21 protein-coding genes are annotated in these 26,201 nt (G+C 72.0%); 4 read left to right on the top strand and 17 right to left on the bottom strand.

Going from position 1 to position 26,201, the window contains the following annotated elements; genetic code table 11:
* Nucleotides 1–75 precede the first annotated feature (75 nt).
* From IE94_RS0125545 to nsdA, 4 genes are all read right to left on the bottom strand, one after another.
* Nucleotides 76–2,538, bottom strand: coding sequence for a [protein-PII] uridylyltransferase (locus IE94_RS0125545; RefSeq protein WP_030188610.1), 2,463 nt, complete (start codon nt 2,536–2,538; stop codon nt 76–78).
* A gap of 28 nt (nt 2,539–2,566) precedes the next feature.
* Complete coding sequence (locus tag IE94_RS0125540; RefSeq protein ID WP_003973409.1) at nt 2,567–2,905, bottom strand: P-II family nitrogen regulator; 339 nt, start codon at nt 2,903–2,905, stop codon at nt 2,567–2,569.
* Nucleotides 2,902–4,248 (bottom strand): ammonium transporter, encoded by a 1,347-nt coding sequence (locus tag IE94_RS0125535; protein WP_030188609.1) that lies wholly within the window; start codon nt 4,246–4,248, stop codon nt 2,902–2,904. The genes IE94_RS0125540 and IE94_RS0125535 overlap by 4 nt, the downstream gene beginning before the upstream one ends.
* A 318-nt stretch (nt 4,249–4,566) precedes the next feature.
* Nucleotides 4,567–6,069 carry a transcriptional repressor NsdA gene (nsdA, locus tag IE94_RS0125530; RefSeq protein ID WP_030188607.1) on the bottom strand — a complete coding sequence of 501 codons (1,503 nt, stop codon included), beginning with the start codon at nt 6,067–6,069 and terminating at the stop codon, nt 4,567–4,569.
* A 445-nt stretch (nt 6,070–6,514) separates the two neighbouring features.
* On the opposite strand from nsdA, the gene IE94_RS0125525 reads away from it, so the two are divergent.
* Entirely contained in the window at nt 6,515–7,186 is a 672-nt protein-coding gene (locus IE94_RS0125525) for a bifunctional DNA primase/polymerase (RefSeq protein WP_030188605.1), read from the top strand.
* A gap of 343 nt (nt 7,187–7,529) precedes the next feature.
* Here the strand turns inward: IE94_RS0125525 and ftsY are convergent, their stop codons facing one another.
* A complete protein-coding gene (ftsY, locus tag IE94_RS0125520) occupies nt 7,530–8,738 on the bottom strand; it encodes a signal recognition particle-docking protein FtsY (protein ID WP_030188602.1) in 1,209 nt (402 codons plus the stop codon).
* Between the two features lie 181 nt (nt 8,739–8,919).
* Between ftsY and IE94_RS0125515 the strand changes: the two genes are divergently transcribed.
* Nucleotides 8,920–10,371 carry a cytosine permease gene (locus IE94_RS0125515; RefSeq protein ID WP_030188600.1) on the top strand — a complete coding sequence of 484 codons (1,452 nt, stop codon included), beginning with the start codon at nt 8,920–8,922 and terminating at the stop codon, nt 10,369–10,371.
* Between the two features lie 145 nt (nt 10,372–10,516).
* Here IE94_RS0125515 and IE94_RS0125510 read toward each other — a convergent pair whose 3' ends face one another.
* The 4 genes from IE94_RS0125510 to IE94_RS0125495 all read right to left on the bottom strand — a co-directional run bounded on the left by IE94_RS0125510 (nt 10,517) and on the right by IE94_RS0125495 (nt 16,833).
* Nucleotides 10,517–11,935, bottom strand: a complete 1,419-nt coding sequence (locus tag IE94_RS0125510) for a sugar porter family MFS transporter (RefSeq protein ID WP_030188599.1) — start codon at nt 11,933–11,935, stop codon at nt 10,517–10,519.
* 204 nt (nt 11,936–12,139) lie between these two features.
* A complete protein-coding gene (gene smc / locus IE94_RS0125505; protein WP_030188594.1) occupies nt 12,140–15,694 on the bottom strand; it encodes a chromosome segregation protein SMC in 3,555 nt (1,184 codons plus the stop codon).
* Between the two features lie 265 nt (nt 15,695–15,959).
* Nucleotides 15,960–16,172 (bottom strand): hypothetical protein, encoded by a 213-nt coding sequence (locus IE94_RS0125500; RefSeq protein ID WP_030188592.1) that lies wholly within the window; start codon nt 16,170–16,172, stop codon nt 15,960–15,962.
* Nucleotides 16,173–16,551: 379 nt separating this feature from the next.
* Complete coding sequence (locus IE94_RS0125495; protein ID WP_003973419.1) at nt 16,552–16,833, bottom strand: acylphosphatase; 282 nt, start codon at nt 16,831–16,833, stop codon at nt 16,552–16,554.
* A gap of 185 nt (nt 16,834–17,018) precedes the next feature.
* Between IE94_RS0125495 and IE94_RS0125490 the strand changes: the two genes are divergently transcribed.
* Nucleotides 17,019–18,212: a CAP domain-containing protein gene (locus IE94_RS0125490; protein WP_030188584.1), complete on the top strand. Its 1,194-nt coding sequence runs from the start codon at nt 17,019–17,021 to the stop codon at nt 18,210–18,212.
* Between the two features lie 159 nt (nt 18,213–18,371).
* Complete coding sequence (locus IE94_RS0125485; RefSeq protein WP_030188583.1) at nt 18,372–18,776, top strand: winged helix-turn-helix transcriptional regulator; 405 nt, start codon at nt 18,372–18,374, stop codon at nt 18,774–18,776.
* On the opposite strand, the gene mutM is transcribed toward IE94_RS0125485, so the two are convergent.
* The 8 genes from mutM to recG all read right to left on the bottom strand — a co-directional run bounded on the left by mutM (nt 18,766) and on the right by recG (nt 26,182).
* Nucleotides 18,766–19,626 (bottom strand): bifunctional DNA-formamidopyrimidine glycosylase/DNA-(apurinic or apyrimidinic site) lyase, encoded by an 861-nt coding sequence (mutM, locus tag IE94_RS0125480; RefSeq protein WP_030188581.1) that lies wholly within the window; start codon nt 19,624–19,626, stop codon nt 18,766–18,768. The genes IE94_RS0125485 and mutM overlap by 11 nt on opposite strands.
* 105 nt (nt 19,627–19,731) lie before the next feature.
* Entirely contained in the window at nt 19,732–20,559 is an 828-nt protein-coding gene (rnc, locus tag IE94_RS0125475; RefSeq protein WP_063829737.1) for a ribonuclease III, read from the bottom strand.
* A 7-nt stretch (nt 20,560–20,566) separates the two neighbouring features.
* Nucleotides 20,567–20,740, bottom strand: a complete 174-nt coding sequence (gene rpmF / locus IE94_RS0125470; RefSeq protein ID WP_003951102.1) for a 50S ribosomal protein L32 — start codon at nt 20,738–20,740, stop codon at nt 20,567–20,569.
* Nucleotides 20,741–20,742: 2 nt separating this feature from the next.
* Nucleotides 20,743–21,396 carry a YceD family protein gene (locus IE94_RS0125465; protein WP_030188573.1) on the bottom strand — a complete coding sequence of 218 codons (654 nt, stop codon included), beginning with the start codon at nt 21,394–21,396 and terminating at the stop codon, nt 20,743–20,745.
* 144 nt (nt 21,397–21,540) lie between these two features.
* Entirely contained in the window at nt 21,541–22,659 is a 1,119-nt protein-coding gene (locus IE94_RS0125460; RefSeq protein WP_030188571.1) for a F0F1 ATP synthase subunit B family protein, read from the bottom strand.
* A 133-nt stretch (nt 22,660–22,792) separates the two neighbouring features.
* Nucleotides 22,793–23,272, bottom strand: coding sequence for a pantetheine-phosphate adenylyltransferase (gene coaD / locus IE94_RS0125455; protein WP_030188569.1), 480 nt, complete (start codon nt 23,270–23,272; stop codon nt 22,793–22,795).
* A 26-nt stretch (nt 23,273–23,298) separates the two neighbouring features.
* Nucleotides 23,299–23,886 carry a 16S rRNA (guanine(966)-N(2))-methyltransferase RsmD gene (gene rsmD / locus IE94_RS0125450; RefSeq protein ID WP_030188566.1) on the bottom strand — a complete coding sequence of 196 codons (588 nt, stop codon included), beginning with the start codon at nt 23,884–23,886 and terminating at the stop codon, nt 23,299–23,301.
* 55 nt (nt 23,887–23,941) lie between these two features.
* Nucleotides 23,942–26,182 carry an ATP-dependent DNA helicase RecG gene (gene recG / locus IE94_RS0125445; RefSeq protein WP_030188563.1) on the bottom strand — a complete coding sequence of 747 codons (2,241 nt, stop codon included), beginning with the start codon at nt 26,180–26,182 and terminating at the stop codon, nt 23,942–23,944.
* Between the last annotated feature and the right edge of the window lie 19 nt (nt 26,183–26,201).

Here is a 26,201-nt window from a genome sequence, read left to right as displayed (position 1 = left end):
GGGTCGCCCTCCAGGGTATCCGGCCCGGCAAGCAATTCGTCCCTGCCCGCCGGGCAGAGCGACATGACCGCGGGCTCACGCCCGCAGCGACTCCTCCAACCCCCGGGCCACCGACGCCGCCTCCTCACCCGGCAACGGCGCACCCCTGCCCCGCGTCACGTAGAACGCGTCCACCGCGTTCGCCCCCAGCGTCGACACGTGCGCGCTGCGCACCCGCACCCCCGCGCCCTCCAGCGCCCGTCCGATGCGGAAGAGCAGCCCCGGCGCGTCCTGCGCGCGGACCTCGATCACCGTGGCGAGCCGGGACGCGGCCGGGGCGACGGTGACCCGGGGCGGGGGCGGCTCCACGCCCCGGCGCCTGGGGTGGGCGGCGTCGCGTTCGGCGAGCCGTCCGGCGATGTCCAGGCTGCCGTCCAGGGCCCTGACCAGGTCGGCACGGAGCCGGGCGGCCTGGGGCAGGGAGCCGTACTGGGCGGCGACCCGCCAGTCGAGGAGCAGGACGGAGCCGTCGACGCCGTCCGGCAGCGGGAGGGAGCGCAGCTCGGCGGTGCGGACGGTCAGCCGGTGCAGGGCCAGGACCCCGGCGACCGCGGGGAGCACCCCCTCCTGGTCGGGTACGGCGATCAGCAGCTCGACCCCGAGGGGCTCGGGGCCGGCCACCGAGGAGGGGTCGGCCGGCGCGGATTCACCGGGCGGCTCCGTCTGGGCCCGCAGCGCCAGTACCGGACCGCCCGTACGGAAGGCCTCGACCGCGAGCCGCTCCTGCTCCGCGGTGGGCGCGGTGGCCGCGGGTTCGCCCGGCGGATCCCCGGCCAGCACCCCGGCGACCCGTTTCACCAGGTCGGCGACGAGGGAGGCGCGCCAGGACGACCAGGCGGCGGGGCCGGTGGCCAGCGCGTCCGCCTCCGTCAGGGCGTGCAGCAGTTCCAGCGTGTGCTCCGTGCGGACCGCCTCGGCGACCGCGCGCACGGTGGCCGGGTCGTCGAGGTCGCGCCGGGTGGCGGTCTCCACGAGCAGGAGGTGGTGGCGTACGAGGGTGGCCAGGACGGCCGCGTCCGTGGGGTCGAAGCCGATGCGGGTGGCGACGTCCCGGGCGATGGTCTCGCCCGCCACGGAGTGGTCGCCGGGCCAGCCCTTGCCGATGTCGTGCAGCAGCGCGGCGACCAGCAGGAGGTCGGGGCGGTGCACCCGGCGGGTGAACCCGGCGGCGCGGACGGCGGTCTCGATCAGGTGCCGGTCGACGGTCCACAGGTGCACGGCGTTGCGCTGCGGGCGGCAGCGGACCCGTTCCCAGTCGGGCAGCAACCGGGTCACCAGGCCCTCGGCCTCCAGCGCCTCCCAGACCTGCACCGTGGGCCGGCCCGAGCCGAGCAGGGTCACCAGTTGCTCGCGGGCCTCGGCGGGCCAGGGTGTGGACAGGGGGCGCGCGGTGACCGCCAGGCGCCGTACGGCGTGCAGGGAGAGCGGGAGCCCGGCCTGTGCGGCGGCGGCCGCGGCACGCAGCGGGAGCACGGGGTCGCGTTCGGGGCGCGCGGTGCGGGCGAGCACCACCTCGCCGTCCTGCTCGACGACGCCCTCGGCGAGCGGGGAGCGCTCGGCGGCGGGTTTCCCGCCGTTCATCATGGCGCGCAGGCGCGGCCGTACGGAGCGCGAGCGCAGCACGCGCCCCACTTCGCGCCAGGTGACGTCGCCCGCGTAGGCGATGACGCGGGCCGCCTCGTACACCTGGCGCAGCAGGGCGTCGGCATCCAGCAGCCCCAGCCCGGCCGCCACCTGGTCCTGTTCCTGCAGCGCCAGCCGGTCGGTCGCCCGGCCCGTGGCCAGGTGGAGGGCGTCGCGTACGTCGAGCAGGCGGCGCCGGGCGTCGGCGAGACCCTCGCGCGGGGCGTCGGCGAGCCAGGAGGCGGCGACGGCCCGCAGGGCGGTGGCGTCGCGCAGGCCGCCCCGGGCCTCCTTGAGGTCGGGTTCCAGCAGGAACTGGAGCTCGCCCTGGCGTTCGGCCCGCTCGGCGCACAGGTCACGGAGTTCAGGGAGGCGTTTGGGAGCCTGGTTGCGCCAGTCGGCGAGGACGGCGGTGCGCAGCGAGGCGGTCAGGCCGAGGTCTCCGGCGAGGTGGCGGGCGTCCAGGAGTCCGAGGTGGACCTTCAGGTCCTCGCCCGCCGTCTTCCGGGCCTGCTGCGGTGTGCGCACGGAGTGGTCGAGGTCGAGGCCGAGGTCCCAGACCGGGTACCAGAGGCGGTCGGCGAGCGCGGCGACGGCCTTGTCGTCACGGCCGTCGTGCAGCAGGAGCAGGTCCAGGTCACTGCGCGGGGACAGCTCGCCGCGTCCGTAGCCGCCGACGGCGACGAGCGAGACCCCCGTCTGTCCCCCGGTGCCCGCGCCGAAGAGGCCCGCCAGCCAGTCGTCCGTCAGCTCGGCGAGCGCCCTGCGGCGCGGCGGCCCGGACCGCGCCCCCTCGGTGAGGAGGCGCAGCCGGGCCGCCGCGTAGCCGCCGGGTCCCGAGCCTTCTGCTTCTTGCGTCACGTCGGTACTCGTCACCCGGCGACTCCTTGTTTCGTCCGTCGTGTCAGAGCGCGTCGGGTCCGCGCTCGCCGGTCCTGACCCGTACGGCCGTGTCGACCGGGACCGCCCAGACCTTGCCGTCGCCGATCTTGCCGGTGCGGGCCGCCTTGACCACGACGTCGATCAGCTGCTCGGCGTCGTCGTCCTCGACCAGGACCTCGATGCGGATCTTGGGCACCAGGTCGACGGTGTACTCGGCACCCCGGTAGACCTCGGTGTGTCCGCGCTGGCGGCCGTAGCCGCTGGCCTCGGTGACGGTCAGGCCGTGGACCCCGAAGGCCTGGAGGGCCTCCTTGATCTCGTCGAGCCGGTGCGGCTTGACGACGGCGGTGATGAGCTTCATGCGTCCACCTTCTTGCTCGGGGCCGACGCCGCCGCGGAGGCGGTCGGCGTGGCGGTCGTCCGGACGGCACCGCCGCCGGCGCCGCTGAAGTCGTAGGCGGTCTCGGCGTGCTCGGCCTGGTCGATGCCGGCCACCTCGACGTCCTCCGATACCCGCATGCCGATCGTCTTGTCCAGCAGGAAGGCGAGGACCGCGGAGACGACCAGGGAGTAGGCGAGGACGCCGAAGACACCCGCGCACTGCTTCCAGAACTGGTCGAGGCCGCCGCCGTAGAAGAGGCCCTGGACGTCGGACTGGCCCTTGCCGCTGGCGAAGAAGCCGATGAGCAGCGAGCCGAGGATGCCGCCGACGAGGTGGACGCCGACCACGTCGAGGGAGTCGTCGTAGCCGAACTTGTACTTCAGGCCGACGGCCATGGCGCAGACCACGCCGGCGATGAGCCCGACGGCGATCGCGCCGAGCGGGGAGACCGCGCCGCCCGCCGGGGTGATGGCGACCAGGCCGGAGACCGCGCCGGAAGCCGCGCCCAGGGTGGTGAAGGTGCCGTGCCGGATCTTCTCGTAGGCGAGCCAGCCGAGGACGGCGGCACCGGTGGCGACCTGGGTGTTGACGAACATCAGCGCGCCGACGCCGTCGTCGTTGCCGAGCCAGGAACCGGCGTTGAAGCCGAACCAGCCGAACCACAGCAGGCCCGCGCCGAGCATGACCAGCGGCAGGCTGTGCGGGCGCATCGGGTCCTTCTTGAAGCCGACCCGCTTGCCGATGACGAGGATCACGCCGAGCGCGGCGGCACCGGCGTTGATGTGCACGGCCGTGCCCCCGGCGAAGTCGATCACGCCCAGTTCGAAGGCCCAGCCGCCCGCACCCCACACCCAGTGGGCGACGGGGAAGTAGACGACGGTGACCCACAGGGCGATGAACAGCGCCCAGGCCGTGAACTTCACCCGGTCCGCGAGGGCGCCGCTGATCAGGGCGGGGGTGAGGACGGCGAACATCAGCTGGAAGACCAGGAACACGAAGACGGGGATGGTGTAGCCGTCCCACAGCTCGGTCAGGCCGATGTTGCTCAGGCCCACCCAGTCGGAGTTCCAGCCGACGATGCTGCCGGAGTCGGTGCCGAACGCCATGGAGAAGCCGTACAGCACCCACAGGACGGTGACGATGCCGAGGCTGATGAAGCTCATCATCAGCATGTTCAGGGTGCTCTTGACGCGGACCATGCCTCCGTAGAAGAAGGCCAGGGCCGGTGTCATGAGCATCACCAGGGCGGAGCAGATGAGCATGAAGCCTGTGTTGGCGGCAGAGAGCTGTGTCTCTGCCGCGAGCGTGATGGCTGGAGCCATCGGCGTCTCCTCGTCGTAGGTACGGCCCCGTGCGGGCGAAGCCTGAGCGGGCGGGTGAGCGGTGGGCCGGTTATGCGCCACGAGATTGGCGCAGCGCGGTTTCGGTGGAGGCCCCTCGTTGTTTCGCCGCCGTGACGAAGGCGCGGTGCGTGTTACGCGTGGGTGAACGGCCGGGTGCGGGCCCGGGCGGTCGCCGTCGTGGCGGGGTGGTCCGCACCCGGACACGAGCCGGCCGCGGCGGGCCTCCGAATGACCTGGCATGGGGGAGCCGAGTCGGGCAGTTCGGGAGGGCCGGCCGCGGCCGGGGCTGGTGGGGGTTCAGACCGCTTCGGCGGTCTCCGGCAACTCGATCGCGAGCCGTTCGGTGAGGTCGACGACCTCACCGAGGTCGCCGAAATCGCGTACGGCCGTGTCGACGGTCTTGCGGATGCGGGTGTTGACGCGTTCGGAGCGGACCTTCTTGGCGATGCCCATGGCCTCCTTGGCCAGGACGGCGCTCTCCTCCGGCTCGCGGCGCAGCAGGTGGACGGTGGCCATGCCGATCAGGTTCAGCGCGTAGGAGCGCTGGTGTTCCTCGTCCTTGGCGAAGAGCTCCACGGCCCGGCGCATCAGGGGGTCGGCGAGGGAGGCGTAGGCGGGACTGCGGCCGGCCACGTAGGCGAGGTCGCGGAAGGAGTGGCTGTTCTCCCCGTACAGCTCGGCCTCGGAGAAGAAGCGGATCCAGTCGGGGTCCGGCTCGTCCCACTCGCCTGCCTCGGCGAAGATGTCCTCCGCCATGCGCACGGCGCGCTTGCAGCGCCCGGGCTGCCCCATGTTGGCGTAGGCGCGGGCCTCCATCGCGTACAGCATCGACTGGGTGCGGGGGCTGGCGCAGTCCCGGCTGCCGTACTGGGCGAGGTGGATCAGCTCCAGGGCGTCGTCGGGCCGGCCGAGATGGATCATCTGGCGGCTCATGCTGGAGAGGATGTACGAGCCGAGCGGCCGGTCCCCCGCTTCCTTGGCTGCGTGCAGGGCGAGCACGAAGTACTTCTGGGCGGTGGGCTGGAGCCCCACGTCGTACGACATCCAGCCGGCCAGCTCGGCCAGCTCGGCGGCGACCTTGAAGAGCCTGGCCCGCGTGGCCTCCGTCTGGGGTTCCTGGAGCAGGTCGGTGACCTCGTGCAGCTGGCCGACCACGGCCTTGCGGCGCAGACCGCCGCCGCACTGGGCGTCCCAGCGGCGGAACATCACGGCGGTGGACTCCAGGAGGTCCAGCTCCGGCCGGGACAGGCGCCCACGCGCGCGGGTGGCGGGCGCCCCGGGCTCGTCCTCGGCCCCCGGCGTGGTCGCGGAGGGCGTGGGGACGAGCCAGCGCTGCATCGGCTCGATGAGGGACGGGCCCGCGGAGAGGGCCAGCGAGCTCCCGAGGAAGCCGCGCCGCGCCAGCATGAGGTCGCTGCGCGAGAACTCGCTGAGCAGGGCCACGGTCTGCGGGCCCGTCCAGGGGAGGTCGACGCCGGTCGCGGAGGGTGTGGGGCGGGTGGAACGCAGGCCCAGGTCCTCGACGGAGACGACGACGCCGAAACGCTCGGAGAACAGCTCGGACAGGATCCGCGGGATCGGCTCGCGCGGGTTCTCCCCGTCGAGCCAGCGGCGCACGCGTGAGGTGTCGGTGGAGATGTGGTTGGCGCCCAACTGGCGGGCCCGGCGGTTGACCTGGCGGGCCAGCTCGCCCTTGGACCAACCGCTGCGGGCGAACCAGGAGGTGAGCAGCTCGTTCGGGCGCTTGTCAGCGTGCGACGCGCTCGCCGCGCCCCTACCGCTTCCGCCGTTGCCACTCACTGGAACGCCCCCATCCCTGAGACCACCTGTCGCCGAGTGCGCCAAGCCCTATCAGAATGCCGGTGGTTGCGGCCCTCCGTCCGGTGGTTGGCACCCTTCGAACAGAAAGCCCGGTTGCCTCCGGCATACCCACAAGTGCATGTGCCCCACGGCTCCATGTACACAAAGTAGTCCCGCGATCACTCACCCAGCCATGGCGATTGCGGAATCGCCACCATTCGCCACCCCTTCGAATGAACTCGCGGTGGCCGGGACGCGATTCACTTGACATAGGCCAACCGGGAGTCGGTGCAACGGTGCACACCGGGGCGTGCGTCGTCGGGCGCACCACCCCGAGTGCTCCCGGACGCTGCCTGAACCGCGCCTGACCGGGGAGTTGGAAGCAGAGAGTCACTTTTCACGTCCGTTGCGTAACCGCCGCTGCGTCGGACCCGTTGGAGGGGGCATGGGCTTCACGATCGGCATCGGCAGCAGTCGGGGCATGCGCGAGATCCGGTCCGGCGCGCGCCGCCGCGGCCGCGCCTCGGAGTGCACCGTCGTGGCCGAGTTCACGGGGCTGTGGGGCTGGGACGTGGTGCCGGGGGCCCGGACCGCAGGGGGCGTCTGCTCGTGCGGCCTGTCCGACTGTCCGGCGCCGGGTGCGCACCCCCTGGACTTCGCGCCCCCGGTCCCCGCCGGGGCGACGCTGGACGAGGTGAGCGAGGCCTGGGCCCGGTACCCCGGCGCCGCGGTGATGCTGGTGGTCGGGCAGGGCTTCGACGTGATCGAGGTGGCCGAGCCCGCCGGGCTGCGGGCGCTGGCCCGGCTGGAGCGCATGGGCCTCCCGCTCGGCCCGGTCGCGGTCACCCCGCAGGGCCGCGCCCACTTCTTCGTCGCCCCCGGCGCCGCCGCCGAGCTGCCCCGGCTGCTGTACCGCATGGGCTGGGACGACCCGTCGGCCCTCGACCTGAGCGGCCTCGGCCCCGGTACGTACATCACGGCCCCGCCCTCCGACCGCGGCGGCCGGGGTCCGGTGCGCTGGCTGCGCCCCCCGGCCTTCGACTCGGCCACCAAGCCACCGGCGGCACGGCTGCTGCTGGGCACCCTGGCGTACGTGGCCCACCGGTCCCGGGCGTAGACACCCACCCGGGACGCCTGTCCGTCCGTACGCCACGACGCGCACAACTCCGGTCGGCAGTCCCGGCCGCCGCCCTGCCCTGCCCGCCGGGGCGCGTCGCACGGCACCAGGCCCTTGACACTCCGCCCGCGCACGCGCATGCGCCGGGTCGGCAGCGTCACCCCCGCCTCGCACGACCCGTCGCCCCTCGCCACCCCCCTCGCACGACCCATCGCCCGTCGCCACCTCCTCGCACGTCCCGTCGCCCGTCGTCACCCGCCGCACGGCGAAAGCGCCCGTCTCCCGGTCCGGGAGGCGGGCGCTTCTCGCCTGTGCGCGGGCGCGGGGCGCCGGGCAGACGGCGTCACTCGCCGATGAGGGCATCCACGAAGGCCGCCGGCTCGAACGGCGCCAGGTCGTCCGCACCCTCACCGAGCCCGATCAGCTTGACCGGCACACCCAGCTCACGCTGGACGGCGACCACGATGCCGCCCTTGGCCGTGCCGTCCAGCTTGGTGAGCACGATGCCGGTGATGTTCACGACCTCGGCGAAGACCCGGGCCTGGATCAGACCGTTCTGGCCGGTGGTGGCGTCCAGCACGAGGAGCACCTCGTCCAGCGGGGCGTGCTTCTCCACGACGCGCTTGACCTTGCCCAGCTCGTCCATCAGGCCGGTCTTGGTGTGCAGGCGGCCGGCGGTGTCGATGAGCACGACGTCCGAGCCCATCTCCTTGCCCTCCTTGACCGCGTCGAAGGCGACGGAGGCGGGGTCGCCGCCCTCCGGCCCGCGCACGGTGTGGGCCCCGACCCGCTCGCCCCAGGTCTGGAGCTGGTCCGCGGCGGCGGCTCGGAAGGTGTCGGCGGCGCCGAGGACGACGCTGCGGCCGTCGGCCACCAGGACGCGGGCGAGCTTGCCGGTGGTGGTGGTCTTGCCGGTGCCGTTCACCCCCACGACCATCACGATGCCGGGCCTGCTCGTGGCGGGCTCGGTCTTGACCTCGCGGTCCATGTCCGGGCCGACGAGGGTGATCAGCTCCTCGCGCAGCAGGGTGCGCAGCTCCTCGGGCGTGCGGGTGCCGAGGACCTTCACCCGCTCGCGGAGCCGCTCGACCAGCTCCTGGGTGGGCTGCACACCGACGTCGGCGGTGAGCAGCGTGTCCTCGATCTCCTCCCAGGTGTCCTCGTCGAGGTGCTCCCGGGACAGCAGCGTCAGCAGGCCCTTGCCGAGGGCGTTCTGCGAGCGGGAGAGGCGGGCACGGAGCCGGACCAGTCGGCCGGCGGTGGGCTCGGGAACCTCGATCCGGGGGATCTCGAGCTCTTCGACGACGGGCGGCTCCTCGACGGTGGCGGTGCCGCCGTCCGGGAGGTCGACCTCCTCTATCGTCCGGCGCGTTTCGTCGCGCGGCGTCTCGGCCTCGTCGCCGACGTGCGGCTCGGCCGGAGGGGCGGTGATGTCGGGCGCGGCGGGGGGCGGCTCGGGCAGCTGCTTCTTGCGGCGGCTGCCGACGACCAGCCCGCCGAGCGCGCCGATCACGACCACGGCGATGACTACAGCAAGGATGACGATTTCCATAACGGGTCCAGTATGCGTGACCCCCCGCACGGCCCCCCGTCGGCGGACGCTCGTGGTTTCCGACAAAGGACAAAGGCCCCTGGAGGTAACGAGTCGGAGCAAAGTACGATGGAGGAGGCCGCGTCAACGCGCGTAGAGTCCCGACCGCCCCTCTCCCCCACGATCGAGGCACGGACCCCCCATGAGCAAGACCGCCGAGAACGAAGGCGCCCTGGAAACACGCGGCATCGAGCAGGTGCCCGACCGCGAGCGCACCGCCCGGACCCGCGAGCTGTTCCCGACCTGGGTCGGCGCCAACATCAGCGTGCTGCTGCTCACGATGGGCGCGAGCCTCGTCGTGGCGTACCGGCTCAGCTTCTGGCAGGCCCTGGTCGTCGCCGCCGCGGCGCCGGTCGTGTCGTACGGCCTGGTCGGCCTCATCGGGATCGCGGGCAAGCGGGGCGGCGCTCCGGGGATGGCGCTGTCGCGTGCCGTGTTCGGCCAGCGGGGCAATCTGCTGCCGGGCTCGCTGATCTGGGTCGCCCGCTGGGGGTGGGAGACGATCAACGCCGTGACCGGCGCGTATGCCCTGCTCACGGTCCTGGACATCCTGTTCGGCATACGCGCCAACAGCGTGCTGGACATGGTGACGCTGCTCGCCTTCGTCGTGGCGACGTTCGCCATCTCCGGGCTGGGCATCAACGCCGTGCAGAAGTGCAACAAGTACGCGGCGTACCTCTTCGGCGCCTTCTCGGTGCTGGTGCTGGGCTACCTGGTCGTCGACACCGACTGGTCCGCGGTGTACGACCGGCCCGCGGGTTCGGTGGCCTCGGTGATCACGGGCGTGGGCCTGATCGCGGCCGGCGGCGTCAGCTGGATCCCGTCCGCTCCGGACTTCACGCGGTACCTGCCGCGCACGGCCTCCTCGAAGGGGATCGTGGGCGTCACGGTCGGCGGTGCGGGGATCGTCGTGCTGCCGATGGTGCTGATGGGCGCGGTCATGGCGGTCTCCACACCGGACCTGGCCTCGGCCGCCGACCCGGTCTCCTTCCTGGGCGAGATCCTGCCGACCTGGATCGCCGTGCCGTACCTGCTGATCGCGCTGATCGGCATGCTGCTGATCAACTCGATGTCGATGTACTCGGCGGGCTTCACCGCGCAGACCCTGGGCTTCAAGGTCCCCCGGCACTGGGCGGTCTCGGTGAACGCCGTGATCTCGCTGGTCTTCGGCGGCGTGCTGATGCTGGTGGCGACCAGCTTCATGGGCTCGTTCATCGCCTTCCTGTCGCTGCTCGCGGTGGCCTTCTCCGCGTGGGTCGGCGTGTTCGGCGCGGACATGCTGCGCCGCCGGGAGTACGACGGCGAGGCCCTGGCCGACACCGGCCGCACCAGCGCCTACTGGTACCGCGGCGGCTTCTCCCCCGCCGCCGTCGTCGCCTGGGCGGTGGGCCTGGCCGCCGGTCTGACGTTCACCTCGTCCGACTGGTTCACCGGCCCCCTCGCGGCGAACAACGTGATCGGCGAGTACGGGCTCGGCTGGGTGGCCACCGTGGTCCTCTCCGGCCTGCTGTACGCCGTCCTGCCGAAGCCCGCGGTGGTCGCCCCGGCGACGCCCGTGGAGCAGGCCGCACAGCGCGAGGCCCTGCGCGTCTGACCGCGGGTCCCGCGGCGGCTCCGGCCCTGCGCACGCTCCACGACACCGCCGCCCCGCCCGGAGAGTGACCGGGCGGGGCGGCGGACGGTGTGGGGAGAGGGGCAGCGGGGACTTGGCCCTTCCCCCCGGGTTCGGGGCGGGCGGGTCAGCCCATCTCCTCCAGGGCCTTGCCCTTGGTCTCCTTCACGAACTTGAGCACGAAGGGGATGGAGAGGGCGGCGAAGACCGTGTAGATCACGTAGGTGCCGGAGAGGTTCCAGTCGGCCAGCGAGGGGAAGCTCGCGGTGATGGCCCAGTTGGCGATCCACTGCGCGGAGGCGGCCACGCCCAGGGCGGCGGCGCGGATCCGGTTGGGGAACATCTCGCCGAGGAAGACCCAGACGACCACGCCCCAGGAGAGGGCGAAGAAGAGGACGAAGATGTGGGCGGCGATCAGGGCGACCCAGCCCTGGGTGGCCGGGAGCTTGCCGTCGACCAGGTGGAAGGAGAAGGCCCAGGCCTCCAGCGCCAGACCGATCACCATGCCGACGGAGCCGATCAGGGCGAGCGGTTTGCGGCCCACGCGGTCCACGAAGATCATCGCGATCACGGTGCCGATGATGTTGATGATCGACGTCGTGAACGAGTAGAAGAAGGAATCGGTGGGGTCGACGCCGACCGACTGCCACAGCGTCGAGGAGTAGTAGAACGCGACGTTGATGCCGACGAACTGCTGGAAGACCGACAGGCCGATACCGATCCAGACGATCGGCTTGAAGAAGAAGCCGCCGCCCAGGAGGTCCTTGAAGGAGGACTTCTCCTCGCGGTGCATGGCGTGCTCGATCTCGGTGACGCGGGCGTCGAAGTCCACGTCCCCGCCCTCGACCTCCGCGAGGATCTTCTTGGCCCGCTCGCGCTTGCCCACGGAGATCAGGAAGCGGGGGGACTCGGGGATGGCGAAGGACAGCAGGCCGTACAGGACCGCCGGAATCACCATGACGCCGAGCATGACCTGCCAGGCCTCCAGGCCCATCAGCTCACCGCGCTGGTCACCGCCGGCGGCGTTCAGCAGCCCCCAGTTGACCAGCTGGGACACGGCGATGCCGATGACGATCGCGGCCTGCTGGAAGGAACCGAGCCGGCCCCGGTAGGCGGGCGGGGACACCTCGGCGATGTAGGCGGGACCGATCACCGAGGCCATGCCGATCGCGAACCCGCCGATGACACGCCACATTGCCAGGTCCCACAGCGCGAACGGCAGGGCGGAACCGACGGCACTGACGGTGAACAGGACCGCCGCGATCTGCATGCACCGGATCCGGCCGATCCGGTCCGCGATCCGGCCCGCGGTCGCCGCCCCGATCGCACAGCCGATCAACGCGACCGCGATGACCTGCGCCAGCACCGCCGAACCGACGTCGTAACGGTCCCGGATCGCCTCGACCGCACCATTGATCACAGAACTGTCGTAGCCGAACAGGAAACCGCCCATCGCGGCCGCCGCCGCGATGAAGATGACATGCCCGAGATGATCGGGATGAGCCGTCCCGGCTCCTGGACTGGACGCCTGCGATGTGCTGGCCACGTGTACTCCTCGGGCTACCGGCAACGCTGCCGGGACGGTTCACCCTTCGAGGTGTCACCGAAGGGACCTGAAGGTAAAAGCAACGCTGCAGAGACTATGCCTTCAAGTTCTGAAGTCAATAGGGTGGCAGTTGTGACTTTTAGGACACGAAAGGGGGCCAAGGCAGGCTAATCGTTCAAGAGTTGAAATTTTGGAAGGTCGGAACTACCGGAGCCGCTGGCTGATGACCTTCGACACACCGTCGCCCTGCATGGATACGCCGTAGAGCGCGTCGGCGACCTCCATCGTGCGCTTCTGGTGCGTGATGACGATCAGCTGCGAGGCCTCCTGCAGCTCCTGCATGATCCGGATCAGCCGCTGCAGGTTGGTGTCGTCAAGGGCCGCCTCAACCTCGTCCATCACGTAGAACGGGCTCGGCCGGGCCTTGAAGATCGACACCAGCATCGCCACCGCGGTCAGCGAGCGCTCCCCGCCGGAGAGCAACGAGAGCCGCTTGACCTTCTTGCCCGGCGGCCGGGCCTCGACGTCCACGCCCGTGGTGAGCATGTTGTCGGGGTCGGTCAGGATCAGCCGCCCCTCACCACCCGGGAAGAGCCGGCTGAAGACGCCCTCGAACTCCCGGGCGGTGTCCCGGAAGGCCTCGGTGAAGACCTGCTCGACGCGCTCGTCGACCTCCTTGACGACCTGGAGCAGGTCGGCGCGGGTCTTCTTCAGGTCCTCCAGCTGCTCGCTGAGGAACTGGTGCCGCTCCTCCAGCGCCGCGAACTCCTCCAGGGCCAGCGGGTTGACCTTGCCGAGCTGCTGGTAGGCGCGCTCGGCGGCCTTCAGCCGCTTCTCCTGCTCGGAGCGGACGAAGGGGCGCGGGCGGTGGCGCGGGTGTTCCGGATCGTCGGGGAGCACCTCGCCCTCGGCGGGGGGCGAGGGCGGCACCTCTTGATGGGGGCCGTACTCGGCCGCGAGTCCCGCCGGTTCCACACCGAGTTCCTCCAGCGCCTTGGTCTCCAGCTGCTCGATGCGCAGCCGCTTCTCGGCGCCGAGTACCTCGCCCCGGTGAACTGAATCCGTCAACTTGTCCAGCTCCGCCTTGAGGTCGCGCCCGGCGGTGCGCGCGGCGGTCAGTTCCTGCTCGCGCCGAGCCTTGGCCGCCTCGGCGAGGGTGCGTTCCCCCTCGGCGCGGGTCAACGAGACCTCGACGTGCGCGAGCAGCTGCCGGGCACCCGTGGCCACCGCCTCGGCGACGGCCGCCTCGTGCCGCAGCCTGGCCCTGCGCTGCTCGGCACGCGCGCGTGCCTCGCGTTCGGCGCGGGCGGCCCGGTCCAGGGAGTCGGCCCGTCCGGCCAGCCCCTTGACCCGCTCCTCGTGGGTACGGACCTGGAGTCGGGCCTCCATCTCGGTCTGGCGCGCGTTGGCGCCGTCGGCGGCGAGCCGGTCGCGTGCCGAGGTGTCGGGCTCCTCCTCGACCGGCAGTTCCTCCGCGACGGCGAGCCGCTCGGCCAGTTCCTCGACCTCCATCAGCGCCTTGTCCAGGGCCTGCTGAGCCCGCTCGGCCGCCGCGGCGGACCGTTCCGCCTCACCGGCGGCGCCGCGCGCCTGGCCCGCCAGCCGGCCCAGCTGCTGGGCGACGGACGACTTCTCCCGGTCGGCGGCCCGGCGCCGCTCCCCCAGCTCCTCGACGAGCGCCGCCGACTCCCGGCGCCGTGCGGCGGCCGCGTCCTGCGCCGCCGCCAGTTCCTCGCACCGCACGCCCAGCTCCGCCAGCTCGGCGGCGGCCTGGTCCACGGACGCCTGCACCTCCAGGAGGCTGGGCGCCCCGGCGGACCCGCCCTGCGCGAAGTGGGCGCCCAGCAGGTCGCCCTCGGCGGTGACGGCGGTCAGCCCGGGGCGGGCGTAGACGAGGTCCTCGGCGTCCTCCAGGGTGGCCACGACGACGATCCCCCGCAGCAGCCGCCGTACGGCGGGCATGAGGTCCGCCGGCCCGTGCACCAGGTCGGCCGCGTACGGAGGTCCGTCGTGGCGGGTCTCGCGCGGTACGTCGTCCGGGGCGCCGGCGAGCAGCAGGGCGGCCCGGCCCGCGTCCTGCTTGCGCAGCAGGCGGATGGCGTCGGCGGCGGCCGACGGGGAGGTCACGGCCAGGGCGTCGGCGGCGGCACCGAAGGCGGTGGCCAGGGCGGCCTCGTGGCCCGGCGTCACGGTGAGGAGCCCGGCGGCGGGGCCGAGCAGGCCGGTGAGCCGGTCCCTGGCGGCGAGCAGGGCGCCGGTGCCGTCCTTGCGGCGCAGGCCGAGCGCGAGGGCCTCGTGGCGGGCCTGCGTGGCCGCGCGTTCGCGTTCGGCCGCGGTGGCCGCCTCGCGGGCGGCGCCGAGGGCGGCCTCCGCATCGGTCAGCCGCCGCTTGGCGCTCTCGTGCCGCTCGGCGAGTTCCTGGTCGTCGGCGTCGAGCCCGTCGACCTCGGCCCGGAGGGTCTCGTACTCCTCCTGGGCGGCGGCGGCGCGCTCCCGCGACTCGTCGCGGGCTTCGGCCAGCCGCTCGATCTCGGCCTGGGCGGAGGCGGCTCGGGACCGGGCGGCGCCGACCTGGCCGCTCAGCCGGGCCAGGCCCTCACGGCGGTCGGCGATCGCGCGGGCCGCGTCCTTGAGGCGGCGCTCCTCCACGGCCAGTTCGCGTTCGAGGTCGGCGCGGTGGGCGACCGTGTCCTCCAGGGCGTGTTCGGCCGCCTCCAGGGCCGCCTCCAGTTCCGCCTCCTGCTCTCGGACGCGGGCGGCCTCGCGCTCCAGCTCCTCCGGGTCGCGGCCCCGGCGTTCCTCGGGCGGGGCGGAGGTGGCGCTCTTCACGCGGGCGTCGGCCAGCGAGATGGTGCCGCGCACGCGTTCGGCGAGCTGGGACAGCTCGTACCAGGTCTGCTGGGCGCGCTGGAGGCGCGGGGTGAGGCGGCGCACCTCGTCCTCCAGGTCCGCCTCGCGGCGCAGCGCGCGGCCCAGCTCCTGCTCGGCGGACTCCTTGCGTTCCTTGAGTGCGGCCTCGTCGGCGATCTCGGCCTGGAGCGCCTCGCGCATCCGCACCAGCTCGTCGGCGAGGAGCCGCAGCCGGGCGTCCCGGAGGTCGGCCTGGATGACGGCGGCCCTGCGGGCGACCGCCGCCTGCCGGCCGAGGGGCTTGAGCTGGCGCCGCAGCTCGTCGGTGAGGTCCTGGACACGGGCGAGGTTGGCCTGCATCGCGTCCAGTTTCCTGAGCGCCTTCTCCTTGCGCTTGCGGTGCTTGAGGACGCCGGCGGCCTCCTCGATGAAGGCCCGGCGTCCCATCGGGTCGGCGTGCAGGACGGAGTCGAGCTGGCCCTGCCCGACGATGACGTGCATCTCGCGGCCGATGCCGGAGTCGGAGAGCAGCTCCTGGATGTCGAGGAGGCGGCAGGTGTCACCGTTGATCTGGTACTCGCTGCCGCCGTTGCGGAACATGATCCGCGTGATGGTGACCTCGGCGTACTCGATGGGCAGGGCACCGTCGGAGTTGTCGATGGTCAGCGACACCTCGGCGCGGCCGAGCGGTGGGCGGCCGGTGGTGCCGGCGAAGATGACGTCCTCCATCTTGCCGCCGCGCAGCGACTTGGCGCCCTGTTCGCCCATGACCCAGCTGAGCGCGTCGACGACGTTGGACTTGCCCGAGCCGTTGGGGCCGACGACGCAGGTGATGCCCGGTTCGAACCGGAGCGTGGTCGCCGAGGCGAACGACTTGAACCCGCGCAGGGTCAGGGCCTTCAGGTGCACGCCGTCGGACTCTACCTTTCGGTGCCGTCTCACTCCATGAACCGGTGAACCGCCGCGGTTTCACCGGTGAACGTGCAGGGCACATCAGACGTTGAAGAGGGTGAAAGGTTGCGCGGGGACGGACACACGGCGGGCGACGCGGGCGGGACGGGGGGCCGGAAAGAAAGAAGGGACGCCGAAGCGTCCCTTGCAGACTCTGACACCTGAGCGGTTGTACGGGCGGGCCCGACCACTGCTGCTGTGCCGTGGTGCGGCGATGCAGTGATCAGGTGAGCGCAGGCTCCGCCTGGTGTGCGTCAACGCTCTCCATGCTCTCCATGATCCTGTCGTGAGAAGCGGCAGCCGCCAGCGCGTCCTTCTCCGCCTGGATTCGTCCGAGCTCGGATTCCAGGTCCTGGACGCGCTGCTGGAGCCGTCGCATCTCGGCGAGGAGTCGCGGGTCGGAGCCGCCGACGTAACCGAGAAGCGCCTTTGCCATGATGGATGGTCCTCCACAATGAGTGACCGACCGAAGCGGTGTGGGTCGTCAGGGGATCGCACCCGCGGTGCTTGGCACTTTGGAGTTTTTACTGCCGTTCAACCATGCCAAACAGCTAAGGTGCGCGGGGCTTTCAGCGTCTCACCAAAAAGTTTGACGGTCAACACGATCACGCCCCGTATTGGCGGGCGCCCGGGGGCATGCGGCCGGGAAGCGGCGACGCTGCGACTCCTGCGGGCCCCTGGGGGCGTGGCGATCATTCTGCGTGCGGAGCCTGCCACGAGCGGCCTCCCTTGGCAACCACCTGCCGGTTTTCGCCCGGACCACCCCTGTGGGGAGCGCCGCCCCCGGGGTTCGGAGGGCCTCGCGCGGCGGGCCGTCAGCGGATGGCGAAGCCCTCGTAGCCCCCGCGGGGTGTGTCCCAGATCTCGGTGACTCCGTCCACGCGTCCGGGCGTGTCGTCACCGCGCAGCCACTCGAGCAGGCCCTCGCAGCGCTCGCGCGGGCCCTCCGCGACGACCTGCACACGGCCGTCGCCCAAATTGAGAGCAAAACCACTCATCCCGCCGAGTTCCAGCGCCCTCGCCCGCGTGAACCAGCGGAAACCCACGCCCTGGACCTGTCCGCGCACCCACGCGACCAGTCGTACATCCTCGCTCATGACTGCAACCTAACCAGTCAATGTCTCGCTGGACACTTCAGCCCCTGGCGCCATGCGGTACCGTCCCGATCCAGTGAATCTCACTTGAAACTCACTCAATCGTGTGAGTTCCGTATTGATCGTGAGCACAGTCGACCGCGAGGGCACGCCCGGCGCGCGAGGACGAGGACGAGGAAGGCCAGGACATGGGACGCCACCGACGCTCCGCCGCCGGCCGCGCCGCCACGGGCCGCGCCGCACAAGGCCGTCAGACGGACGGTACGACGGGACGGGGCCACGACCCTCAGGCGCCGGCCGCCGACAAGGCCCCCACGATGGGGATCGCCCCCTATCTGAATCCCGAGGCCTACGCCGAGGCCCGTGCCAAGAGCGACGCGTACCTGTTCGCGGAGGGCCAGGACGGCGAGGGTCCGCAGGCCGGCCGCACCGTCGCCTTCCCCGCGGGCGGATACACGCCCGACGGCGGCTCGCAGCCCGGCGGAGGGCGCCGTCGCCGTCGCAGGAAGGCGGCCACGCCGGTCCGCGCCGGTCTGCTCGGCGTGTCCGCCGCGGTCGCCATCGGAACGGTGGCGGTGGCCACGGGCGTCGTACCCGGCCTCGACAACTACCGGATGGGCGGCGCCGGCGGCGGCGACCAGGTGCACGCCCAGGACGTCCCGACGAACAGCCCGTCCCAGCAGGGCGGCACCTCGGGCAGCGCCGACACCGGCCGGGGCGACGACGCCGCCACGAGCCGCGGCGCCGATCGCTCCTCCTCCTCGCCCTCCCGGTCCGCCCCGTCCCCTTCGAAGGAAGAGGCCGCGAAGGACTCCCCGTCCTCCTCGCCGTCCTCGGCCTCCCCCTCCGCCTCGGCCCCCGCTACCAGGCCCGCCGCCCCGGCCGGGACACCGTCGAAGACCAAGAAGCCGAAGACGACGCCGAGCACCACACCGAAGCCCACGCCCTCGCGCCCGGCGACCGGGCAGCCCACGAAGCCCAGCGCGCCCGCCGCCGTCTCCGAGCAGGCCGTCGCCGAGGCGCAGGTGCTCAAGCTGGTCAACGACGAACGGGCCAAGGTGGGCTGCACCCCGGTGGCCGCGAACAGCGCCCTGCGCGAACTGGCCGAGGACTTCAGCGAGGCCATGGCGACCCAGGGCTTCTTCGACCACACCGACCCCGGCGGCGCCACCCCCTGGGACCGGGCGGCGGCGGCCGGCATATCCGGTCTCGGGGGCGAGAACATAGCCCGCGGCCAGGCGGACGCCCAGGCCGTGATGGACGCCTGGATGAACAGCCCCGACCACCGCGCCAACATCCTGAACTGCGACTTCAAGACCCTGGGTGTCGGTGTCCACTTCGGCTCCGGCGGCCCTTGGTGGACGCAGGACTTCGGCTACTGAGGGCTTCGGTCTTCCCGGGCTTTCTCCTGGGCCCGCGCTTCTTCCTCCTGGGCGGCACGGCCGCCCCTTGTGCCCGGCGGGCCCGGGACCGCCGGCCCGGCGCTGTCCCTCGTTCAGCGCGACCTGCGGCGCAGCGCTGTGCTCACGTACGCTGGACGCATGTCGACCATGCAGGAGCGCACGGCGGAGCAGGATCTGCCGTACGACGTGTTCTCCCGGGCCTGTCCCTCGCGCGGCACCCTGGAGCATGTCACCGGGCGCTGGGGCGCGCTGACGCTCGGCGCGCTGCACGAGGGTTCCCTCCGGTTCAACGAGCTGCGGCGCCGGGTGGACGGCGTCAGCGAGAAGATGCTGGCCCAGACCCTGCACGCGCTGGAGCGCGACGGGCTGGTGCACCGCGAGGCCCAGCCGACCAACCCGCCGCGCGTGGACTACGAGCTCACGCCGCTCGGGCGCGAGGTGGCCGAGCGGCTCAAGGCGCTCATCCAGTGCCTGGAGGGGCGGATGGACGAGGTCCTGGCCTCGCGCGAGCGGTACGACGCGCAGCGGATGCCTACGCCGTGACCCTCGGCGCCCGCTGGCACCTGGGGCAGAAGTAGCTGGAGCGGTTCATCCACGGCCGGCGGCGCATCGGTGTGGCGCAGCGGCGGCAGGGCAGGCCCTCGCGGCCGTACGCGTCGAGCGAGCGGTCGAAGTAGCCGGACTCCCCGTTGACGTTGACGTACAGGCTGTCGAAGCTGGTGCCGCCGACGGCGAGGGCGGCGTTCATCACGTCCCGGACGTGGCCGAGGAGTTCGGTGGTGCGGGGGCGGGTGAGGGTGGCCGTGGGGCGTTCGTAGTGCAGGCGGGCGCGCCACAGGGCCTCGTCCGCGTAGATGTTGCCGACGCCGCTGATCAGGGACTGGTCGAGCAGGGCCCGTTTGATCGTGGTGCGTTTGCGGCGCAGGGCGAGGTGGAACGCCTCGTCGTCGAAGAGCGGGTCCAGCGGGTCGCGGGCGATGTGCGCGATGACGTCGGGCAGTCCGTCGGGGGTGGTCTCGTGCAGGGAGAGGCCGCCGAAGGTGCGCTGGTCGACGAAGCGCAGCTCGGTGCCGAGGGCGTCGGTGAAGCGGACCCGGATGCGCAGGTGCTTCTCGGCGGGTGTCTCGTGCGGCTGGACCAGGAGCTGGCCGCTCATGCCGAGGTGGGCGAGGACCGCCTGGTCGGTGTCCTCCAGCGGCAGCCACAGGTACTTGCCGCGGCGGCTCGGGGTGCCGATGCGGTGGCCCCCCAGGCGGTGGGCGAAGTCGTCGGGGCCGGCGAGGTGCCGGCGTACCGCGCGCGGGTGCAGCACCTCGGCGTCGGCGACGGTCCGGTGGGCGACCCAGCGCTCCAGGCCGCGCCGTACGACCTCCACCTCGGGCAACTCGGGCATGGCTTCCCCTCGGGCAGGCCGGTGGACCGGTCCGGTTGACGGATGGGACGAGCCGAACGCCCGCCCCGGAGACGGGGCGGGCGTTCGGGCCGTGCGGTGGACGGGTCAGGCGGAGGCGGACGCCTCGTCGGGGTCCACGTCGACGGAGTTCGCCGTCGCCTTGGCGCGCTCGTCCGCCGCGGCCCGGATGGACCGCCACGCGGATTCCGCGGCCTGCTGCTCCGCCTCCTTCTTGCTGCGGCCGGTGCCGGTGCCGTACGAGACGCCTCCGACGCGGGCGGCAGCGGTGAAGGTCTTCTCGTGGTCGGGACCGGTCTCCGTGACCAGGTACTCGGGGACGCCGAGCCCTTCGGTCGCGGTGAGTTCCTGGAGGCTGGTCTTCCAGTCCAGGCCGGCACCGAGGTTCGAGGACTTCTCGATCAGCGGGTCGAACAGGCGGTGCACCAGTTCGGAGGCCGCGTCGAGGCCCTGGTCGAGATAGACCGCGCCGATCACCGCTTCGAGGGTGTCGGCGAGGATGGACGCCTTGTCCCGGCCACCCGTGCCCTCTTCACCGCGGCCGAGCCGGATGAAGGAGCCGAGTTCGAGCCCACGGCCCACCTCCGCCAGCGCACGCGAGTTGACCACCGCGGCCCGCAACTTGGCCAGCTGGCCTTCGGGCAGGTCGGGGTGGGTGCGGTACAGCGTGTCCGTGACGACGAGGCCGAGGACGGAGTCACCGAGGAACTCCAGCCGCTCGTTCGTCGGCAGACCGCCGTTCTCGTACGCGTAGGAACGGTGGGTCAGTGCACGCACCAGAAGGGCGGACTCGAGCTGATAGCCGAGCCGCCCTTCCAGAAGCGTGTGGGACGAGGCCTGGGTGTCCGCCTTCTTCTTGGCGGGGTCCGCCTTGGCGTCTTCCGCCTTCTTGGGGACTGACACAGTGCCTCTCACCAGCCGCTCAGACCTCGAGGACCTGGCGCTTGTTGTAAGTGCCGCAAGACGGGCACGCGATGTGCTGCTGCTTGGGCTCGTGGCAGCGCTCGCACGCAACCAGGGTGGGGACCGCAGCCTTCCACTGCGACCGGCGGTGGCGCGTGTTGCTGCGCGACATCTTCCGCTTCGGAACAGCCACGGCTACTTCTCCTGCTTCTCGGCGGCGTCCCCGGACTCTGGCCCGTCGCCGCTCATCTCGTCCTTCTCGCCGTCTCCGAGTGAACCGGCGAGTCCCTGCAATGCCGCCCAACGGATGTCGACGGCGTCGTGGTGGTGGTCCGGGTCGTCCGACAGGCGCACTCCGCACTCGGAGCACAGACCCTGGCAGTCTTCCTGGCACACCGGCTGCATCGGCAGTGCGAGCACCACCGCGTCGCGCAGCACGGGTTCGAGGCCGATCAGTCCGTCCTCGACGAAGAACCTGTCCTCGTCGTCCTCGGCGTCGTCGCCCGGTTCCGCCACGGGGCGGCCACGGTCGTCGGCGTCAGGGTACGAGAACAGCTCCTGGAAGTCCGCTTCGAGCTGCTGCTCCAGCGGCTCCAGACACCTTACGCACTCCCCCTCGGCCCTGGCACGGGCGGTGCCTGTGACGAGCACCCCTTCCATGACCGACTCGAGCCGGAGATCGAGCTCCACCGGGGCGCCTTCCGGCACCCCGACGACTCCCTGGAGACCGAAGTCCTTGGGAGCGTCGACCGTGCGGGTCAGGCGCTGGAGCGCACCGGGCCGCCGTCCCAGCTCGTGTGTGTCGAACACGAGGGGGTCGCGGTGGTCGAGGCGCGCGTTCAGAACCATTCCTGCTTTCGGTCTTCGTGGGTGGGGGGTGCCGCCCTTCGGTGTTCCCGGGCAGCGGCGATCGCGGACGTACGCGCGACCGAAGAGCCAGGATACTGGACCATTCGCTCTCGGCCCAATCCGGGCCGGGGCACCCCTCTGCCGCTAGAGTCCGCGGCCCTGTTCGTACGCCCGCAGCTGCTCGGCACTGATCATGCTGGTGTCGAAGAGGCTGGTCTCGTCGAGCGTCTGCGGCTGGGCCTGCGGGCCGCCCGGGGGCTGCTGCGGGGGCTGGGCCTGGGCGTAGCCCTGCTGTCCGCCGTACGTCTGCTGCCCGCCGTCGTACGGGTAGGCGTACGGGTCGGCGGCCTGCTGCTGGTAGCCGTACGGGTCCTGTGCTCCGTCGTAGGTGTGCTGGTAGGCCGCGTACGGGTCGGGCTGCTGGGGTGCGTAGCCGTACGCCGGTTCCTGGGCCGGCATCTCCGGGACGGCCTGGGGCGGCGCCTGGGCCGCCGCGGGCTGCTGCTCGCCGTACTGGGGCTGTCCGGGCCGCTCGGCGGGGGCGTCGGCGAGGCCCGCGAGACCGGCGAGGTAGTCGGCGTCGCTGGAGTGCTGGACGGTGGTCATGTCGTCCGCGAGGACGCCGAGGTCGTCGGTGGCGATGCGGCCGTGCAGCTTCTGGCGGCCCTTGCCGACCGCTTCCAGCGTCTTGGCCAGCACGGCCTCGAAGGCGCCGAGCTTGGTGTCGACGTAGGTGTCGGCGTCGCGGCGCAGGGTCTCCGGGTCGTGGCTGCGCTCGGGGGCGTCCTCGTCCTCGTAGCCGTTCTCGTCGAGCCCCGGTCCGGTGCCGAGGAGCTTCTCGCGGCCCCGGCCGACGGAGCCGAGGGTCTTGGTGAGGACGACCTCGAAGTTGGCGAGCTTGGAGTCGACGTAGTCGTCGGCCTCGGCGCGGACCTCCTCGGCCTCCTGGCGGGCCTCGGCGAGGATCCGGTCGGCCTCGGCCTGGGAGCGGCGGGCGACCTCGGTGTCGGCGATCAGGGAGCCGCGCTCGGCGTGCGCGCTCTCGATGATCCGGTCGGCCTCCTGGCGGGCCTGCGCGACCATCTGCTCGCGGTCGCCGATCAGCTCCTGCGCCTGGGCGAGGGAACCGGGCAGCTGGGCGCGCAGCTCTTCCAGCATCGAGAGCAGTTCGGCGCGGTTGACCACGCACGAGGCCGACATGGGCATGGCGCGGGCGCCGGAGACCATCGCGGTGATCTCGTCGAGCTTGTTCTGCACGTCCACCGTGTGCTCGCCACTCTCTACAGCTGTGTTGGAGACGGACGGGACGACTGTACGACCCTGGGGTGTCCGGGGGACACCGGGTGACGGTTTGTCAGGCTCCGTGGGCGGTGGCGGTGGCTGCGCGTGGGGCCGGTCAGCGGTTCCTCAGGCGCTCGGTGAGGGCGTCCAGGACCAGCGGCGGCACCAGGTGGGCGACGTCGCCGCCCCAGGTCGCGACCTCCTTGACCAGGGAGGACGACAGGAAGCTGTAGGTGGGGTTGGTGGGGATGAAGAGGGTCTCCACGCCGGAGAGGCCGTTGTTCATCTGGGCCATCTGCAGCTCGTAGTCGAAGTCGCTGACCGCGCGCAGGCCCTTGACGATGGCCGGGATCTCGCGCTGCTTGCAGAAGTCGACGAGCAGGCCGTGGAAGGACTCGATGCGGACGTTGCCGTACTCGGCGGTGACCTGGCGGATCAGGTCGATCCGCTCCTCGATCTCGAACAGGCCCTTCTTCGCCTGGTTGATCATCACGGCGACGTAGACCTCGTCGTACAAGCTGGAGGCCCGGGCGATGATGTCGAGGTGTCCGTTGGTGATCGGGTCGAACGACCCGGGACAGACGGCACGGCGCACTTGAGTTCCCTCGCTCTCCGGTCCGGTCATCGTGCGTCTTCGCACGTAGAGGCGGCGCGACCGTACCAAAACGTTCCCTCGCCGTAGCGACGGGCCCGGATCGCTTCGAAGCCGTCCGGCCAGCGGAACTCGCCGCCCCTGGTGCTGCGCTCCACGGTGACGAGCACTTCCGTCCCGAGCCACCCCTGCGTACGGAGTGTGAGCAGGATCTCCCGAAGATCGTCGTCCGAGACGGCGTACGGCGGGTCCAGGAAGACGACGTCGTACGGCTCGTCCGGGGCCGGGGTGCGGATGATCTGTTCCGCTTTGCCCGCCCTGACCTCGGCGCCGGGCAGACCGATGGCCCTGACGTTCTCCCGGATCGTACGGGCGGCGCGGGCGTCGGCCTCGACGAGCAGGACGTGCCCGGCGCCGCGCGAGAGCGCCTCCAGGCCGACGGCGCCGGAGCCCGCGTACAGGTCGAGGACCCGCTCGCCGTCCAGCGGGCCGCCGAGCAGGGACTGCCAGGTGGAGAACAGGCCCTCGCGCGCGCGGTCGGAGGTGGGGCGGGTACCGGTCCCCGGCGGGACGGCCAGGCGACGTCCACCGGCCTTGCCGGCGATCACGCGGGTCATTTCTGCGTCCTTGTCGCTGTACTCGGGTGGACGGACGGTGTCCGTTCCCAGTCTGTCAGCCCTTCTCCAGGTACTGCTCCCGCTCCTCGTCCAGCAGCGCCTCCAGGGCCGTGCGCAGCCCCGGCAGGCCGGTCAGCTCCGGGTCGGCGGCGACGACGGCCGCGGCTTCCTGTCTCGCCTCCGCGATGATCTCCTCGTCCTCGATGACGGCGAGGACGCGCAGGGAGGTGCGGGCCCCGGACTGGGCCTGGCCGAGGACGTCGCCCTCGCGGCGCTGTTCGAGGTCGATGCGGGAGAGCTCGAAGCCGTCGCGGGTGCTCGCGACCGCGTTCAGCCGCTGCCGGGCCGCGCTGGCCTCGGGCATCTCGCTGACCAGCAGGCACAGGCCGGGGGCGGAGCCGCGCCCGACCCGGCCGCGCAACTGGTGCAGCTGGGAGACGCCGAAGCGGTCGGCGTCCATGATCACCATGGCGGTGGCGTTGGGGACGTTCACACCGACCTCGATGACGGTGGTGGCGACCAGGACGTCGGTCTCCCCGGCGGCGAAGCGGCGCATCACCGCGTCCTTGTCGTCGGGCTGCATCCTGCCGTGCAGGACCTCCACCCCGAGGCCCTGGAGCGGCCCCTTGGCGAGACCCTCGGCGACGTCGAGGACGGCGAGCGGAGGCCGCTTGTCGGCGTCTCCCTCGGGGGGACCGTCCTGCGCGGCCTTCTTCTTCGGAGCCTTCCCCGCGTCCTTCCTCGGGTCGTCGTCCTCGTCGCCGATGCGCGGGCAGACGACGTAGGCCTGGTGGCCGTTGGAGACCTCCTCGCGCACGCGCTCCCAGGCCCGGGCGAGGAAGTGCGGCTTGTCCGCGGCCGGGACGACATGGCTGGCGATCGGGGACCGGCCGGCCGGGAGCTGATCCAGGACGGAGGTCTCCAGGTCGCCGAAGACGGTCATCGCGACGGTGCGCGGGATGGGCGTGGCGGTCATGACGAGCAGGTGCGGGGGCTGCTTGCCCTTGCCGCGCAGGGCGTCGCGCTGCTCGACGCCGAAGCGGTGCTGCTCGTCGACGACGACCAGGCCGAGGTCGTGGAACTGGACCTTGTCCTCGATCAGCGCGTGCGTGCCGATGACGATGCCCGCCTCACCGGTGGCCAGGTCGAGCAGGGCGTGCCGGCGGGCGGCGGCGCCCATGGAACCCGTGAGCAGCACCACCTTGGTGGCATGCTCGGCGCCGCCCAGCATCCCGCCCTCGGCCAGCTCGCCCATCATCTCGACGACCGACCGGTGGTGCTGCTGGGCGAGCACCTCGGTGGGCGCCAGCATCACGGCCTGCCCGCCGGAGTCGACGACGGCGAGCATGGCGCGCAGGGCGACCAGGGTCTTGCCGCTGCCCACCTCGCCCTGGAGCAGCCGGTGCATCGGGTGGTCGGTGGCGAGGTCGTCGAAGATCTCGCGGGAGACCCGCTGCTGGCCGTCGGTGAGGGTGAAGGGGAGGCGGTCGTCGAAGGCGGTGAGCAGGCCGTCCGGGCGGGGCCTCCTGGGGACGGCGGGGAGTTGGGTCTCGGCGTGGCGGCGGCGCGCGAGGGCGACCTGGAGGACGAAGGCCTCGTCCCACTTCAGACGGGCGCGGGCGTCCTCGATGTCGGCCTTGGTGTGCGGGCGGTGGATCTTGAGGAGGGCCTCGGGCAGGGAGACCAGGCCCCGGCCCTCGCGCAGGGAGTCGGGGAGCGGGTCGACCGCCTCCTGGGCGCTGGGCAGCACCGTCTGGATCGCCTTGGCGAGCTTCCAGGACTCCAGCTTGGCGGTGGCCGGGTAGAGGGGGATGAGGGCGCCCGCCCACGACTCGACGGTTTCCTCTCCCTCGGTGTCACCGCGCAGCAACTCGTACGCCGGATGGGCCAGTTGCAGGCGGCGGTTGAAGACGGAGACCTTCCCGGCGAACATCGCGCGGGTGCCGGGCAGGAGTTCCTTGTGGGGCTTGTGCACGCCGTTGCCGAAGAAGACCAGTTGGAGGCGGCCGCTGCCGTCCGTGATGGTCACTTCGAGGCGCTGCCCCTTGCCGCGGGGGGCCTTGGAGGAGGCGAAGCTGTGCAGCCGGGCGTCGGCGACCTGCGCGACCACGGTGACGTGCTCGTCCATGGGCAGGTCGGCGAGGTGGGTGAGCTGACCGCGCTCCTCGTATCTCCGGGGGTAGTGGTGGAGGAGGTCGCCGACGGTGTGCAGGCCGAGGTGCTCGGCCATTACCTTCGCGGTGGCGGGGCCGAGCACCTTCTTCAGGGGTTCTTGCAGTGCGGGCACGAGATCCATTGCACACCACGCCACTGAC

It is taken from the genome of Streptomyces violaceorubidus, from assembly GCF_000717995.1.
Taxonomy (GTDB): Bacteria; Actinomycetota; Actinomycetes; order Streptomycetales; family Streptomycetaceae; genus Streptomyces; species Streptomyces violaceorubidus.
This window is presented reverse-complemented; position numbering and strand designations above follow the sequence as displayed.